Annotated in this window: 1 protein-coding gene; it reads left to right on the forward strand. The window is 66.6% G+C overall.

The annotated features are described in order from the left end of the window. Nucleotides 1–443: 443 nt before the first annotated feature. The gene (locus ABZW16_RS02625) at nt 444–18,677 is read left to right on the forward strand and encodes an amino acid adenylation domain-containing protein (RefSeq protein WP_354951405.1); all 18,234 of its coding nucleotides are present in this window, start codon (nt 444–446) and stop codon (nt 18,675–18,677) included. Nucleotides 18,678–18,680: the final 3 nt, after the last annotated feature.

An 18,680-nucleotide genomic window follows, 5' to 3' on the forward strand; every position in this document is an offset into this window, starting at 1 on the left:
AGGCCGATTGTGGGGTGATGGAACTGTCGGTAGCCTAATCTGACTGATCATGGTAAGTATTAGCCAATGTGTTGCCGATCTACTGACCTGAAGTGCTCCTTCGAGCTCTGATGACATGTCCAACCACGTTATAGCTACCCTGACAGCGCGGCGAGCGTCTGCGCTGCATTTGCTGCTGGATGCCGAATCGTACTCGAAACTTGTGACTTTAGTCCCTGGGATTGTGCCGCGGGCAACCTCACGATGGACGGATGACCGAGAGGTCCGACCGGTTGGAACGTCGCGCATGCGTCGGCGAAATCGGGTGCCGATGTCACGCCGACGCTTCCCCGGGCATGCAGTCTGGTTGTCGTCACTATGTTGCAAAACTTCAGCAAGCTGATATCGGCAACTTCACGGCAATAGCTGAGCTTCTGCAATGAGTGGTATCAGCGGAGGTCGAAATGGACCAATCGAAGAGCGGCGACGATGGCAGTCCGGACTCGTCGAAATCGTTGCAAACCGGCCCATTCAGTTTTTCCGGAAACCCGGATTCGGGTAACGGTTCCAGCGCGCGCTCCAATGGTGATGGGTCCGCGCGACGGCCGTCATTCGTGCTTCCGCTGACCGCTGCACAGCGGGGAATCTGGTTTGCCCAGCACCTCGCGGAATCGTCGCCGATATCGGTGGCCCAATACGTCGAGATCACCGGCGAGTTGGACACGGAATTGCTCGCCGAGGCCTGCAGAACCGCCGGTCGCGAGTTCGGATCCGGACATATGCACCTGATCGAGGTCGACGGAGAGCCACGTCAGTTCGTCGACGAGGACCATGGAGGTCAGGTGTCGGTCATGGACTTGCGCCGGCACGCCGATCCGGTCGCGACTGCGCACAGACTGATGGTTCAGGATTATTCTGCTCCGCTGGACCTGCTGCATGACGACCTCATGACGAGCATTGTGTTCCAGGTCGGCGAGGGCCATTTCCTGTGGTATCAGCGCGCGCACCATATCGCGCTCGACGGATTTGCCGCGGTAACCATGGTGCACCGGATAACCGAGCTGTACAACGCTTGGGTGCAGTCCGAGGACGCGGCGCCGTGCACGGCGCAGGACCTGGGGGACATCGTCGAGCAAGATCTGGCGTACCGAGGTTCGGAGCGATTCGACAACGACCGCAAGTACTGGCTGGAGCACCTGGCAGGCGCGCCTCCTGTCGTCAGCCTGGCCGGGCGTGTGGGCAAGCCCACCATTCATCCGGCGCTGGTCAGCACCGAACTTTCCGACGACACCGCGCAGCTGCTGGAAAGCGTCGCGCTCGAGCACGGCCCGAGCGTGACTCCGATCATCGTCGCGGCGTTCGCCGCCTATCTCGCGCGGATGACCGGAAGCGATGAAGTATTGCTGAGCCTGCCGGTTTCGGGTCGGCACTCCGCCGTGCTGCGCCGTTCCGGGGGGATGGTGGCAAATGTGGTCCCGCTGCGAGTGCAGGTCGCCGGCCGCAGCGTCGGTGAACTGATTGCCGCCGTGTCGAGCGAGTTGACGAGTGCGCTTCGACGGCAGCGCTACCGCCAAGAGGACATATTCCATGACATGGGGATGGTGCGCGACGAGGCGGCATCCTTCGGGCCGGCCGTGAACCTCATGATGATCGAGAACGAGGTTGTGCTCGGCAATACGACAGGCCGGCTGAACATCCTCACTTCCGGCCCTACCGCCGACCTTTTCGTCAATATCTACCCGGGTGCGGGCAAAGACAGTACACAGATCGACTTCCAGGGGAATCCGAATGCCTACAGCCCGGACGAGCTCGCTGGTCACCACCGCCGGTTCCTCATGTTTCTGCGCGAGTTCCTCGCCGGGGGTAAGGGATGTCCGGTCAGCAGACTGCCGCTGCTCGAAGTGCAGGAACGGTCTGCGCTGCTGCCGGTGCGGGGGCCGAGCGGGGTCGAAACACGGCTGCTTCCGGAGATTCTGACCGAGAGTGCGCACCGGAATCGTCGCGCGTGCGCGATCGCCTCGGCCGGGCAGACGATGACGTACGGCGAGCTGGACACCAGATCCTCCCAGCTGGCCCGGGATCTGATAGCTCTGGGTTGTGGCCCGGACACGGCGGTGGCGATCATGCTGCCCCGCTCGGTCGAATCGGTCGTCGCGACATGGGCGGTCGCGAAATGCGGTGCCGCCTTCGTGCAGTTGTCCCCCGAGTATCCGTCGAAGCGGATAGACCACGTGATCGCCGATAGTGGCGCAACAGTGGCGATCACGGTCGATGCCCTGCGTGGGCGACTCCCGCAGGAGATACACCGTGTGGTTCTCGACGACCCCGCGACCCGGTGGGAATCCGACACCGCGGGCGGGCCGATTTCCGACGATGACCGTATCCGCCCACTGCGGCCGTCCAACGTCGCCTACATCACCTACACCTCCGGATCTACCGGAGCGCCGAAAGGCGTCCAGGTCACCCACACCGGCCTCGCGAATCTCATTTCCGACCGCGCCGCCACGTACGGCATCGACACGACATCGCGCGTGTCCTATGCCCTCTCGCCCAGTTTCGACGCCTCTCTGGAGCAGTTTCTGACCTGCTTCGCGAACGGATCCACGCTGGTGATCGTGCCGCCCGAGGTGACCGGCGGTGAGCCGCTGACGCAACTGCTGGCCGACGAGCACGTGACACACCTGACGCTGACGCCCACGGTGCTGGCAACCGTGGACCCACATCCGATGACCGATCTGCGGGTAGTCGTGGTCGGGGGCGACGTATGTCCACCGCACGTCATCGAGCGGTGGACACCACTGTTGTCCATGTACAACGAATACGGTCCGACTGAAACCACCGTGACCGCCGTCTCCGCCATGTTGAAACCCGGCCGCGCCCACACAGTCGGTGGCCCCATCAGCGGCGTCTCGGCGATGGTGCTGGACCGCACGCTCCAACCGGTGCCCAAGGGCACCATGGGCGAGTTGTATCTCGCCGGACCGGGATTGGCCCGTGGATACAGCCACCTGTTCGTCGAAACCGCCGCCCGGTTCGTCGCCGATCCCTACGGTGGTACCGGCGAGCGGATGTACCGCACCGGCGATATCGCGCGCTGGACCGGCGACAACGCCGAGATGACGCTGGAATTGATGGGGCGCACCGACTTCCAGGTCAAGATCCGCGGGTACCGGATCGAACCGGGTGAAATCGACGCCGCGCTCACCACCCACGAGGACGTGGACCTTTCGGTCACGGTGCCGGTGCAGAACAACGCCGACACGACCGTGCTGGCGTCCTATGTCGTCCCGGTCAGCGGCCACCGGATCGATCCGCTGGAACTCCAGCGCTTCGCCCGCGCTTCGCTGCCGCCGCATATGGTCCCGGCAGTGATCCTCTCGCTGGACAGCTTCCCGGTGAACGCCGTCGGCAAGCTCGATCGCAGCGCCTTGCCGAAGCCCGAGTTCGGGACCGCGCCGGTCGGTCGGGCGCCGGCCACCGCCCGGGAAAAGACGGTCGCAAGGCTGTTCGCCGAGGTGCTCGGCGTGCCTCTGGTCGGGGCGGACGACAGCTTCTTCGCCCTGGGCGGCGACAGCATTCTGTCGATCCGGCTGGTGGCGCGGGCCAAGGCCGAGGGCCTGAGTTTCTCCACACAGGATGTGTTCGTGCACAAGACCGTCGCGGGCCTGGCGGCCACGGCGACGGAAGTCCGCGATACCCCCGAATTGGCCGAGTTGCCCGGTGGCGGTGTAGGGCCGATGCCGTTGTCGCCGATCATGCACGCAATGATCGATCGAGGTCATTACGACCGATTTGCGCAGGCCGCGCTCGTGCAACTGCCCGAGCGGGTCGATCGAGCGGGTCTCGTGCGCGCATTGGGATCCCTGCTGGACCGTCACGACATGCTGCGTGCGGTACTCCGCGGCGGTGATTCGGTTGATCGGTACGTCGAGGTACTCGATCGGGAAGCGGTCGATCCGGACGCCGCGCTCGTCGATGTTCGGCTCGATCGACGTGACGCCGCCGAAGTCGACCGGCACCTGCAGAAGGCCGCGGATCGATTGGACCCCGGCAACGGTGTGCTCGTTCAGGCCGTCTGGATCCACGATTGCGACGGCTCGGGACCCGACCTGATGTGGCTGGCGATCCATCATCTCGCCGTCGACGCGGTGTCGTGGCGCATCATCCTCGCCGACCTCGCGCAGGCCTGGTCGCAGATTTCCGACGGCGGCGAACCGCATTTCGGCCCGGTCACCACCTCGTTCCGACGGTGGGCGCACGGCCTGGTCGAGCGGGCGCCGGGCAGGCGGTCGGCGGAGCTCGACCTGTGGAAAGACGTACTCGAGCGAGGTGATCAGCCACTCGGATCACGTCGTCTGGTTCCGGATCGTGACATCGGGGCCACCGCGGGCCGGATACATCAGCGCATCCCGGCAGCGGTTGCCCATGCGGTTCTCACCGCCATTCCGGACCGCTTCCACTGCAGTGCCAACGATCCGCTGCTGGCGGCGCTGGTACTGGCACTCGGTGAGTGGCGGCGCAGGCGCGGTACGGCGACGGCCGCCGGAGAGCTGATCTCGGTGGAGGGGCACGGTCGCGAGGAGCGGGCCGTACCCGGCGCCGATCTCAGCGCCACCGTGGGCTGGTTCACCACACGCTTCCCGGTCCGGATCGAATGGGAAAGTGTCGACCTCGATGATGCGCTGTCCGGCGGCATCAGCGCGGGACTGGCGATAAAGCAGGTGAAGGAGCAGCTGCGCGCGGTGCCCGGTAACGGCATCGGCTATCAGATGCTGCGTCATCTGGATCCCCAGGGGAGCGCCGAGCTCGCCGACCTGCCCGAACCCGAGATCAGTTTCAACTACCTCGGGCGGGTGGGCGTCGGTGAACGCTCGGGGCCCTGGGCACCCACCACTGAATTCACCGCACTGACCGCGACGAGCGATCCGGAGATGGCGCTGGCCGCCGCGCTCGATATCAATGCGATCGCCGAGGAAGGTCGCGACGGGCTCGAAATCCACGCGACCTGGGAGTTCGCCTCACAGGTGTTGCGTGGCGAGGAGGTCGACGAACTCGCCGGGCTGTGGGTTCGCGCCCTGGGGGCGCTTGCCGATCACGTCCGATCCGACACCACACCCGGCTTCACCCCATCCGACTTCCCGCTCGTCGCGGTACCGCAGGACGATATCGACAACTGGCTGCGGGAATACCCGTCGATGACCGATGTGTGGCCCCTGACCGCCCTGCAGTCCGGACTGCTGTTCCACACGGTCTACGACCGCGACGGCGAGGACGGCTACATCGTGCAGGCGGCGCTGACATTTGCCGGGCGGGTGGATGGGGAGCGGATGCGACGGGCCGCGCAGGTGCTCATCGACCGGCACGACAGCCTGCGGACCGCGTTCGTCGAAAGTGCCGATGGGCCACGTCAGATCGTATTGCGCGACACCAGGGTTGATTGGGGCGAGTCGAGTGTCGGCGATATCAGCGATGTCGGGCAGCAGGCGCAGGTACTTCGGCGACTCGCGACGGCGGCTGCGGCTCCGTTCGACCCGGCCCGCCCGCCGCTGGTGCGTTTCCACCTCGTGCGCACCGGCGTCGAGATGTTCCAGCTGCTGGTCACCAACCACCACCTCGTGCTGGATGGCTGGTCGATGCCGCTGCTGATCCACGAATTGCTCTCGTTGTACACATCCGATGGCGATACCGCCGAGCTTGCGCCCCCGCGTTCGTATCGAGAGTATCTGCAGTGGCTACAGGTTCAGGATCGCGACGCCGCAACCGCCGCGTGGCGGGAGATGCTCGCCGGAATCGACAGTCCGACCCGGGTCACCAGCGGGTCCGATCGGACGGTCACCGCGGACGCCGGTGCAGTCGGCCTGAATCTGGATGCCGCGACCACCGCCGCGATTCTCGATCTGGGCCGCTCGCACGGCGTCACTGCCAACACGGCCCTGCAGGTGGCGTGGGCATTGCTGGTGGCCGTACTGACGGGACGGTCGGACGTGGTGTTCGGCAATACGCTGTCGCAGCGCCCGCCGCAGCTTCCGGATGTCGAGCGCATGGTCGGGCTCCTCGTCAACACGCTGCCTGTCCGAGTCCGGCTCCAACCCGACGAAACCGTCGGCGACCTGCTCGTCCGCGTGCAATCCGAACAGGCCGCAATGCTGGACCACCAGCACATCGGCTTGGCGGAGTTGCAACGGGCCGCCGGTATCGCCGATATGTTCGACACCGCGACGGTGCTCGAGTCCTATCCGCTGGACCGGGAACTGTTGGCGCGCAATCTGTCCGACGCCGGATTGCGGCTCGTCGAGATCGACGCGCACGATGCCACGCCGTATCCGCTGAGTTTGCAAGTGACCCCGCCGCGGTCGAGTCGCGACGGCCGAGCGGATGCCGACGAGCCCGGCACCTTCACGGTGACGGTGAAATTCGCCACCGATCGATTCGAACCGGACGATGCCCGCACGCTGCTCGCACGATTCGAGCTGCTGCTCACCCAGATCGTCAATGATCCCGCCAGGAAGGTCGCTGCGATCTCCTCCTGCTGGAATTCCGAACGGGCGGAGCTACTTTCGGTCGGCAGCGAGGAGGCGGCCGCGGAGTTCGTGCTCCGCGACATCCTGTGGGGGACCGCGCGCAGGTATCCGGATGCCGTGGCTGTCCGGTGCGATGACACCGCGTGGACCTATCGTGAGCTCGAGCATCGCGCCGACGGGTTGGCTCGCCTGCTGGCCGACCACGGTGCTCGCGCCGAGTCGATCGTCGCATTGGCCGTTCCCCGTTCGGCCGAACTGATCGTTGCGATCTGGGCGGTCGCGAAGACAGGTGCCGCCTTCCTGCCATTGGATCCTGGTAACCCCGCCGTGCGGATCGCGGAGTTGTTGTCCGACTCGCGGACCGGTCTGGGCGTGACGACCAGCGCTGTGGCACCGCAGCTTCCGGATACTGTCGACTGGTTGATCCTGGCCGCTTCGGATTCGGACGCTCAGGACGGTCTACCTCGTCCGTCCGATATCCCGGCCGGGGCCGACCGGCTGTCGGCCGACAATGCGGCATACGTGATCTATACCTCCGGATCGACCGGCAAACCGAAGGCGGTCCAGCTCAGCCATCGCGGTCTGGCCGACCTGGTCGCCGCGCAAGTCGACGCCTTCGGTGTGGATACGGATTCGGTGGTGTTGCAGGTCGCTTCGCCGGGATTCGACGCCTGCCTGTCGGAGTTGCTGTTGGCGCACAGCAATGGCGCCTGTCTCGTGGTGGCGCCACCGGAGGTGTACGCCGGGGCCGACCTCGAGGAATTGGTCGGGTCGCAGCAGGTTTCGCACGCGATCATCACCCCGTCCGTGCTGAACACCCTGGATCCGTCCCGGACACCGTCATTGACATCGCTCGCGGTCGTCGGCGAAGCGACCGGGCCGGACACCGTCGAGCGGTGGGGCCCTGGGCGACGGCTGATGAATCACTACGGACCGACCGAGTGCACGATCTGGGCCACGGGGTCGGATGTCCTGGTACCCGGCGAGCCGGTGACTATCGGTGGCCCGATCCGAGGCGCGTCCGCGATGGTTCTCGATATGTGGCTGCGACCGGTGCCGATCGGAGTCGCGGGCGAACTCTATATCGGTGGGCCCGGACTTGCCCGCGGGTACGTCGATCGACCGGGCGTGACGGCGTCGCGCTTTGTTGCGGATCCGCGATCCGCCCGCGGCGAGCGGATCTACCGCACCGGTGATTCCGTGCGCTGGGTGCGCGGACGCGCCGGGCTGGCCCTGGAATACTTGGGCCGCTGCGATCAGCAGGTCAAGATTCACGGCCTGCGGATCGAGCCGGGGGAAGTCGATGCCCATATCGCGCAACATCCGGGGGTGGCGAGCGTCGCCACTGTTGCGGTGAAAGGGCCTGCGGGCGAACCGGTTCTGGTGTCCTATGTCGTCTTCGCGCCGGGCGCTGCCGTGGATGTGGCGGCACTCGGCGACGATCTCGCGGGCAGGCTACCCCGCTATATGAATCCCGCGGCGATCGTGCGGCTCGACGAGATGCCGCGCACGCCTACCGGAAAGATCGATCGGGAAACATTGCAGCGGCGCACCTTCGATTCCGACACCGCGGGCGGCAGACCGCCGTCGACGCAGCTGGAGCAGGTCGTGGCGAAGCTCTTCGCCGATGTGCTCCATATCGACACCGTGTCTGCCGATAGCAACTTCTTCGCGCTCGGCGGGGACAGCATCGTCTCGATGCGGCTGGTGGCGCTGGCGAGATCCGCCGGGCTCACGCTCAAGCCGCGAGATGTATTCGAAGGCAAGACAGTTGCCGCCCTCGCCGAACTGGCGGGCGGCGACGCGCCTCCCGCGACCATCGAGGAACCCCCTCGACTCCCGACGGCCGATCGCGCCGCGGATCTTCCGCTCGTCGCGCTCACCCAACAGGACATCGATCGGCTCGAGCGGCAATACCGCGGCCTGTCCGACGTATGGCCGTTATCGCCCACGCAATCCGGGATGCACTTCCACTCGACGTTCGACCCGGATGCGGGGGACAACTACACCGTCCAGACGATGATCGGATTTTCCGGCGCGGTCGACGCCGAGCGCCTGCGACGTGCGGCTCAGGCCGTGGTCGACCGGCACGATATCCTGCGGGCCGCCTTTGTGGAGACCTCGGCCGGGCCGTGCCAGATCGTGCTGGACCATGCCGAGATCCCGTTCCGGGAGATCGATCTCGTCGGTGGTGGCAATGCGGAACCCCCGGCCGACCCGGAATCGATTGCCGCAGCGGACGCGGCGGCGGGGTTCGACCTATCGGCTCCTCCGCTCCTGCGCTTCACACTGATCCGCCTCGATGCGGTGTCCTTCCGGCTGCTCGTCACGAATCACCATGTGATCCTGGATGGCTGGTCGATGCCGTTGCTGATGCGAGAACTGCTCGACTACTACGGATCTCCCGCACATATCGACTCCGCCGGACCTGCTCCCTCCTACCGCGACTATCTGTCCTGGCTGGGTCGGCAGGACAGCGCCGCATCCAAAGCGGCATGGGCGCAAGCCTTTTCGGATGTCGACGCACCCACCCGGGTATCCCGCGCGGCTGGCGCGGCGGGCTCCGTATCCGCCGGTGAGGTGGTGGCCGAGCTGACCGCCGATCGTTTCGGAGAACTCCGTCGAATGGCGGCGGAGGCTGCCGTCACCATCAATACCGCGGTCGCCGCGGCCTGGGCCCTGAATCTACGGCTACTGACCGGTGAGACCGATGTGATCTTCGGCTCCTCGGTGTCGGGCCGACCTCCGGAGTTGCCACTGGTCGATCAGACGCTCGGCATGTTCCTGAATACGATTCCCGTGCGAGTTCCGCTCGAACCCACAATGACGGTGCGCGCATTGCTGACCGGCATTCAGGCGCATCACGCCCGCATGCTGGAGCATCACCACATCGGCCTATCCGAGATTCACCGCAGCGTCGGCCTGCCCGAACTCTTCGACACCGCCATTACCTTCCAGTCGTTCCCCGTCGACCGGGCGGCACTGCAGCAACTCGTCGATTCGGCGGGCCTGCAGGTGGACGAACTCAGCGGTGTGGACGCAACGCCGTACCCGCTGAGCCTGGCCGTGGAACCGACGCAGTCCGAGGACGGCGACGCACAGGGACTGCGGATCACCCTCCGATTCCACGACCACGCGTTCGACACCACGTCGGCGCGGCGCATCCTCGACCGCTTCGTCGAGTTGCTGTGCCGAATCGGCGCAAATGCCGACCTGCGGCTGGCCGAGCTGCCGCTCGACGAGGAACCGGGACCCACATGGCCGGTTTCGGGTGCGGAAGCCGCGATCCCGGACACGTTGGACCGGATACTCGCCGCTTCCGCTGTCGCCGACCCCGACGCGATCGCCGTGCGGTGCGGTACGGCCGCGATGACCTATCGGCAGCTCGACGAGCGATCCGCTCGTCTGGCTCGGGTCCTGCTGCGGCACGGCGCTCGGCGGGGACAGGTCGTTGCCTCCGTGCTTCCGCGATCCCTGGCGGCGCCGGTCACCGTGTGGGCCGTGGCGAAGACCGGTGCCGCATTCCTGCCGATCGATCCGACCCTGCCACCGGAGCGGATCGAATTTCTGCTGTCGGACTCGGAAACCGTGCTCGGGCTGACCGATACGTCTGTCAGGAAGCATCTTCCCGTCGGCGTCGACTGGCTGGTGCTCGACGAGGAGCAAACGCTCGACGCAGTGGACTCGGTTCCGGCCACGCCGATCACCGATGCCGAACGCGGCGGACCGATCCGGCGGGATCAGATCGCCTACGTGAGCTACACCTCCGGATCGACCGGAACGCCCAAGGGCGTACTCGTCAGCCATCGTGGCCTGGCCGATATCGTCGCGGCACAGCGGCGAATACTCGGTGTCGACACGATGTCGGTGGTGCTGCAGGTCGCCTCGCCCAGCTTCGACGCCTCGGTATTCGAGTTGTTGATGGCGCACGGCTCGGGCGGTCGGCTGGTCGTATCGTCGGCCGATGTCTACGCCGGACCCGAGCTGGCGGATCTGATCGGGCGCGAACATATTTCGCATGCCGTGCTGACCCCGTCGGTGCTGGCGACAGTCCCGTGCGCCCGTCTCGACGGGCTGCGCGTGCTGGCAACAGCCGGTGAGTCGGTCGGGCCGGAACTGGTCGATCGGTGGGCGCCGCATCGCACCATGGTCAATCTCTATGGGCCGAGCGAAGGCACCATCTGGGCTACCGCCGGTGATGCACTGGTACCCGGTGCCGCGATCACGATCGGCAGGCCGGTCGGCCCCGTCGCGGCCGTGGTGCTCGATACCTGGTTGCGGCCCGTGCCATACGGTGTCGCGGGCGAGCTGTACCTGTTCGGCGCCGGGCTGGCCGATGGGTACATCGCCAAGATGGGGTTGACCGCGGCGCGGTTCGTCGCATACCCGTTCGGGGAGCCGGGGCAGCGCATGTACCGCACCGGTGATGTGGTGCGCCGCACCGCCGATGGTGAGATGGAGTTCCTGGGGCGCAACGATTTTCAGGTGAAGGTGCACGGCACCAGGGTCGAGCTGGGCGAGATCGATGCGCTGCTGGGTGCGCGTGCGGATGTGGCATATGCGGTCACCGTGCCGCGCCGCGATGGCGGGCGACCGGTGCTGCTGGTGTCCTATGTCGTGCCCGCTACCGGGACACAGGTATCGGGCGAGGAGTTGCGCGCGGCGCTGGCCGAGGCCCTGCCCAGGTACATGGTGCCATCCGCGGTGATGGTGCTGGACGAGGTGCCGCTGACCGCCAACGGGAAGCTGGATCGCGAGCGGTTGCCCGAGCCCGTTGCCCTCGCGCGCGAATTCCGGGCGCCATCGCCAGGATTGGAAGAGCTGGTCGCGCGGGCATTCGAGCAAGTCCTCCAGGTGGACCGGGTGGGAGTCGACGACGACTTCTTCGCGCTGGGCGGCGATTCGCTGAGCGCCGCGCTGGTGGTGGCGCGCATAGGCGCGGCCATGGACCTACGAGTGCCGGTGCGGTCGGTATTCGAGGCGCCGACCGTCGGCGAATTGGCCGCGCGTGCAGGGTCTCTCAGCGGTGCGGGCCGGTTGCCCCTGCTGCCCGGAGTGCACCCCGACCCCGTACCGCTGTCGCTGGCACAGCAGCGGATGTGGTTCCTGAACCGGTTCGAGCCGGATTCTGCGGCATACAACATTCCGGTGCTGCTGCGGTTGTCGGGACGGCTGGATACCGCAGCGTTGGCGGCCGCGCTCGCAGATGTGATGGCACGTCACGAGGTACTGCGGACGATATATCCGGACGTCTCGGGTGAGCCGCGGCAGGTCGTTCTCGACGAGCCCGCGGTGCCGGTGGAGCCGGTGCCGGTGTCGGCGGATTCGGTCCCGGATGTGGTGGGCGAGTTCGTCCGGCGCGGATTCGATGTGACCGTCCGAGTGCCGATGCGGGTGGGATTGTTCGAGCTCGACGGTGACACCGGAGAATTCCTGCTGGTGCTGGTGGTCCATCACATCGCCGGTGATGGTCAGTCGATGGGGCCGCTGGCCCGTGACGTAATGACTGCGTATACCGCGCGACTGGCCGGGCACCCGCCGGAATGGGAGCCGCTCGCTGTGCAGTACGCGGATTTCGCGTGGTGGCAGCGGCAGATGCTGGGGGCCGCAGACGATCCGGCATCGCTGATGTCCGCGCAGTTGGAGTTCTGGCGCTCGACGCTCGCGGGCGCTCCGGACCGGCTGGAACTACCGGCGGATCGACCACGCCCGGCCGTCGCATCACTATCGGGAGGCCGGGTACCGGTGGAGATCGGTGCGAGGCTGCACGAGCGGCTGCTCGTGCTGGCACACTCGCGGGGGTCGTCGCTGTTCATGGTGATGCATGCCGCGCTGGCAACGGTATTGGGGCGGCTCAGTGGCAGCGATGACGTAGTTATCGGCACCCCGGTCGCGGGGCGGGGCGAGCCCGGTCTGGACGATCTGGTGGGGATGTTCGTGAACACCCTCGTATTGCGGACCCGGGTGGATACGGGCGAGCCGTTCGCCGAGTTGCTGATGCGTACCCGGGAGACGGACCTGCTGGCGTTCGAGCACGCGGACGTGCCGTTCGAGCGGGTCGTGGAGGAGTTGAACCCGGAGCGGTCGGCGGCGCGACATCCGTTGTTCCAGGTGGCCTTGGCGTTCCAGAACGTGTCGACGGTCGATGTGGCGCTGCCCGGCGTCCGGGTTGCCCGGGCGGATGTGGATACCGGGGCGAGCCAATTCGACCTGCAACTGGTGCTGTCCGATTCTTTCGGCAATGTCGGTGTGGCGCAAGGCATCTCGGGAATGATGACCTATGCGTCGGAGCTGTTCGACGAGGCGACCGCGGCGGGGATTGTCCGACGCCTGGTGCGGGTGCTGGAAGCCGTAGCCGACGATCCGGCCGTCGTGGTCGGGGATATCGACTGGCTGGAAGCCGACGAGCGCTCGGCGCTCACGTCACGGGTAGGGGCGTCACGGGTGGGGGCACACACCGTGGCGGCGCTGGAGCCGTCCGTATTGCTGCCGGAGGTGTTCGCCTCGGCCGTCCGCGACAACAGCGACGGTATCGCCGTTGTCGCGGGGGATGCCACATTGTCGTATGCACAGCTGGACGAACGATCGAACCGACTGGCGAGACTACTGATCCGCCGTGGTGCCGGACCGGAGACTCCGGTGCTGGTTGCGGCGGCGCGGTCGATGGAGTCCGTCGTCGCCTGGTGGGCGGTGGTGAAGTCGGGTGCGGCACACGTGCCGGTGGACCCCGGCTATCCCGAAGGCCGGATCGCGCAGATGGTGTCGGATTCCGATGCGACGCTGGGGGTTACGGTGTCGTCGGCGCGTGCCCAGGTGCCCGATTCGGTGGACTGGATCGTGCTCGACGACCCGGCCGTCGCCGCACAGATCGACGCGGCGGCGAGCGGCCCGATCGGCGACGACGAGCGGACGCGGCCACTGCGGGCCTCGGACATCGCCTACGTGATCTTCACCTCCGGATCCACCGGGGTTCCGAAGGGCGTCGCCAGCACACATGCCGGCATTGCCGACTTCATCTCGGGGCGGCGCGCCGACCGCGAACTCCGGCGCATGTCCAGGGTGTTGCATTTCGCGTCGCCGTCGTTCGACGCCGCGCTGATGGAGATCCTTATTGCGGTCAGCCGGGCCGGCGCACTGGTCGTGGCGCCGACGGGGATCTACGGCGGCGGTGAGCTGGCCGAGTTCCTGCGCGTGCAGCGGATCACCCACGCCTTCATGACCCCGGCCGCGCTCGCGTCGGTGGATCCGGCCGGGCTGGACGACTTGCGGCTGGTGATGTCCGGCGGTGAGGAGGTCCCGGCGGATCTGGTGCGCCGATGGGCGGGCACCGATATCGCAGGCGCCCGGAAGTTCCAGGTGCTGTACGGGCCGACCGAGGCCACGATAATCGCCACGGCGACGGGTGCACTGCAACCGGATGACCGGCTGACGATCGGTGCCCCGCTGCCGGGAATACAGGCGCTGGTCCTGGATGCCCGGCTGCAACCGGTGCCGGTGGGGGTGGCCGGAGAGCTGTATCTGGCGGGCCCGGCGCTGGCGCGCGGATATCTGAACAAGGCGGCTACCAATGCAGCGCGGTTCGTGGCGCATCCGTTCGCAGCACCGGGACGCCGCATGTACCGCACCGGTGATGTGGTGCGCTGGAATACCGAGGGTGCCCTGGAGTTCCTGGGGCGCAACGATTTCCAGGTGAAAATCCGTGGTTACCGGGTCGAGCTGGGCGAGATCGATGCGGTGCTGAGCGCGCGGGCGGAGGTGGCATACGCGGTCACGGTGCCGTGGCATGCGGGCACGGGTCCGGCGCAGTTGGTGTCCTATGCGGTGCCCGAAAACGGGGCGAGCCTATCGGGCGAACAGTTGCGGGCGGCGTTGGCCGAAGTGTTGCCGTCATACCTGGTGCCCGCCGCGGTAGTGATCCTCGATGCGGTCCCACTGTCGCCGAATGGCAAGCTCGACCGCGCGGCCCTGCCCGCACCCGTCGTCCAGGCCAAGCGATTCCGGGCCCCGGCGTCACCGGTGGAGGAAATAGTTGCCGGTGTATTCGCCGACGTCCTCGGCATCGACGGTCCGGTAGGCGCCGACGACGATTTCTTCGAACTGGGTGGCAACAGCCTGGTGGCCACCCGCGTGGCCGCGCGGATCGGTGCCGCGCTCGACGCGACCATCCCGGCATCGATGATTTTCGAGGCGCCGACGGTTGCCAGGTTGGCCGCGCGCGCCGAATCGCAGGCCGACACCGGTCGGGTGGCACTGACCGCACAGCCACGGCCGCAGCGAATTCCGCTGTCGTACGCACAGCAGCGGATGTGGTTCCTGAACCGCCTCGAACCCGGCTCGGCCGCCTACAGCATTCCGATCGTGCTACGGCTGTCCGGAAAGCTGAATCTCGACGCGCTGCGTGCGGCCATCGAGGACGTGCTGAACCGGCACGAGGTACTGCGGACCGTATACCCGTATGCCGAAGGCGAGCCGTTGCAGGTTGTCCTGCCCGTCGCCGAGGCACTTGCACCGATATCGGTGACCTCGGTCACGGAACCGGAGCTGGCCGAGTCGTTATCGGCGTTCGTCTCGACGGCGTTCGATGTGACAGTCGATGCGCCGGTGCGGATTCGGTTGTTCGAACTCGGGCCGAACGAGTGGGTCCTGGCCGTGGTGGTGCACCACATTTCCTGCGACGGATCGTCGCTCGGCCCGCTGGCACGGGACATGATGACCGCGTACACGGCGCACTGGCTCGGGGAGACGCCGAACTGGTCGCTGCTGCCGGTGCAGTACGCCGACTACGCGATCTGGCAGCGGACGGTGCTGGGCACCGAAGACGATCCCGAATCGCTGCTACGCGCCCAGATCGACTACTGGACACTCGAATTGGCGGAGCTACCGGTGCTGCTGGAGCTGCCGACCGACCGACCGCGTCCACCCGTGCAGACCTATGCGGGCGCGAGCGTACCGATAACTCTCGATGCCGATCTGCACGCGGGAGTGCAGCGGGTCGCGCGGGCACACAACACGACGCTGTTCATGGTCTTCCACGCTGCGCTCGCGGCCACGCTGGCTCGGCTGGCCGGTGGCGACGATATAGCGATCGGCACTCCATACGCTGGACGCGGCGAACCCGAACTCGACGATCTGGTCGGGATGTTCGTCAATACCCTGGTGCTGCGGACCAGGTTGACCCCGGGGATGACCTTCACCCAGCTGCTCGAGCACGTGCGCGGGACCGATCTGGCCGCGTTCGGGCACGCCGATGTTCCGTTCGAGCGGCTGGTGCAGGAGCTGAATCCGGTGCGGTCGCATGCCCACCATCCACTGTTCCAGGTAATGCTGGCATTCCAGAACGTCGGGACGGCCGAGTTCGAACTTCCTGGGCTCTCGGCGTCGGCCGTGACCGCCGAGGCCGACACCGCACTGTTCGATCTGCAGATCACGGTGTCGGATTCCTACGACTCCACCGGTGCCCCGGCCGGTATCGGCGGCGCGGTGACCTACGCGAGCGACCTCTTCGACGCGATGACGGTGACCACGATCGTCGATCGCCTGCTGCGGTTGCTCGGCGCACTGGTGACCGATGCGGCACAGCCGGTACACGAGGTGGACCTGCTCGGCGCCGATGAACGGGAAGCCGTTCTGACGCAGTGGAATTCGACCGATCGCAGGCTCCCGTCCGGAGAGACGCTCACCTCGGTCTTCGCCCACTCCGTGCAGTCGTATGCGGACCGGCCCGCGGTGATATTCGGCGAACAGTCGCTGACCTATGCGGAATTCGCGTCTCGCGTATACCGGTTGGCGCGGTGGTTGATCTCGCGCGGAGTGGGGCCGGAGTCGTTGGTGGCGCTGCGGATGGCGCGTTCAGTGGACCAGGTCACCGCCATGTACGCGGTGCACGCCGCTGGCGGTGGGTACGTGCCGGTCGATCCGGAACTTCCCGACGACCGTATCGCGTACATGCAGTCGATCGCCGCACCGGTGCTCGAGCTGTCGTCCCTCGATGGACTGGAGCTGTCCGGATTCGATGATGCGCCGGTCACCGACGCCGATCGGCTCGCACCGCTGCGGCCGCACAATGTCGCTTATGTGCTCTTCACTTCCGGGTCGACCGGGCGGCCGAAAGGCGTTGCGGTATCGCATTGTTCGGCGGTCAACCAGGTGCGGTGGCTCAGCGGGACCTACGCGCTGACGCCGAATGACGTCATAATGCTGAAGTCCCCGGCCACGTTCGACATGTCGGTGTGGGAGCTGTTCGCGACACTGGCGGTGGGGGCGCGGCTGGTGATCGCGCGAGCCGACGGACATACCGACCCTGCCTATCTCGCCGAAACCATTGCCACCCAGCGGGTCACGATCACCGCCTTGGTGCCGTCGATGCTGGCGGTATTTGCGGACGCGGCGCCTGCGGGGTCGCTGGAATCGGTGCGGACGCTCCTGGTGGGCGGTGAGGCATTCGGCCCCGAGGTGGTGGCCGCGGTGCGGCGAATGGTGCCCGGGGTCGAGTTGCACAATCTGTACGGGCCGACCGAGTTCACCGTGTGCGCGACCGCGCATCCGGTGACCGAAGCCGACAGCGGGAGCATGCCGATGGGCACACCGGTATGGAACACGCGGGCATACGTACTCGACAACCGGTTGCGTCCGGTGCCGCCCGGTGTCGCCGGGGAGTTGTACTTGGCGGGCGCCCAGCTCGCGCGCGGCTATCGGTCACGTCCGGGCCTCACCGCGGAACGGTTCGTGCCCGACCCGTACGGTGACGGCCGACGCATGTACCGCACCGGCGACTTGGTGCGCTGGCGCCACGACGGCGAATTGGAATACCTGGGCCGCACCGATTTCCAGGTGAAGCTGCGCGGCCTGCGCATCGAACTCGGTGAAATCGAGGCGGTACTTGCCGAGCATCCCAGCATCGCCCGGGCAATCGCTGTGGTGCGCTCGACCGGTGCGGTGGACCACCTCGTCGGCTACCTCGTGCCTGCCGCGGGCGCCACGGTCGACACCGCAGCGGTCTCGGCGCACGCGGCAGCCAAACTGCCCGACTACATGGTGCCCGCCACGATGATGGTGCTCGACACGGTGCCCCTCACCGCGTCGGGGAAGCTGGACCGCACGCGGTTACCGGAGCCGGTGCTCGCGATAGGGGAGTTCCGGGAGCCCTCATCGTGGCTGGAAGGGGAGGTCGCCCGGGCCTTCGGAACGGTACTCGGCGTGGATCGGGTTGGCGTCGATGACGACTTCTACGCCTTGGGTGGTAACTCGCTGAAGTCGGTGCAAGTGGTGAGCGAGTTGCGCAAGGAACTCGACTACGAGATTCCGATCAGCTGGATGCTGTCGGATCATTGTCCGGCCGACCTGGCAAAGCGGATCGAATCCGGAATGCGCTCGGGTCGGGCGGTCGACCGGACCGATGACGGTTTCGACGTGCTGCTGCCGATCCGGACCGGCGGTGAGCGAGCGCCACTGTTCTGTATCCACCCGGCGGTGGGCCTGTCGTGGTGTTACCGCACACTCGACCGGTACCTCTCCGACGGTCGACCGATCTACGGCCTGCAGGCGCCACAAATCGGCGGCGAGATCCCCGGTCCCACGTCGATCGAAGAAATGGCCGAACGCTACTTCGACGAGATTCGCGCGGTTCAGCCACACGGCCCATATCATCTCCTCGGCTGGTCGCTGGGTGGTGTGATCGCCCATGCCATTGCCGTCGAGATGCGCGCCGCCGGTGAACAGGTTGCGCTGTTGGCGCTGTTGGACGCCGAGGTGGACGGTGTCGACGAGTCGACGCTGCGCGCCGTCACGCCCGGAGAACTGATCGGCAATCTCGGCCCGGTCATGGGCGTCGATTTCGTGAGCCCCGATGCGACCGCCGAGGAGGCCGCCGACCTGATCGAACGGCACCTGGGAGGCAGCCTCGGTATCGACGCCGCACGGATCGAGCGCCTGACCGACGCCTACAACCTGGCGGTGCGGGCAGCCGGTGCGTGGCGGCCCGCGGTCCTGGACAGCGACATGCTCTACTTCGCCGCGACACGTGAAAGGCGATCCGATGCTGCGGGTCACGAGGGATGGGCGCGGGTGGTCCGGGGTCAGATCTCGGTTTTCGACATCGATGCGACCCACCTCGCAATGACCGAGCCGGATGCGATTGCCCAGATCGCCCGGATTCTCAATGCACGACTGGATCGATGATTG

It is taken from the genome of Nocardia sp. NPDC004604 (assembly GCF_040609795.1).
In the GTDB taxonomy this organism is placed as follows: domain Bacteria; phylum Actinomycetota; class Actinomycetes; order Mycobacteriales; family Mycobacteriaceae; genus Nocardia.

Excerpts from the sequence above, each read along its gene's own strand:
- ABZW16_RS02625 (WP_354951405.1), top strand. The coding sequence starts at position 444 with ATGGACCAATCGAAGAGCGGCGACGATGGCAGTCCGGACTCGTCGAAA.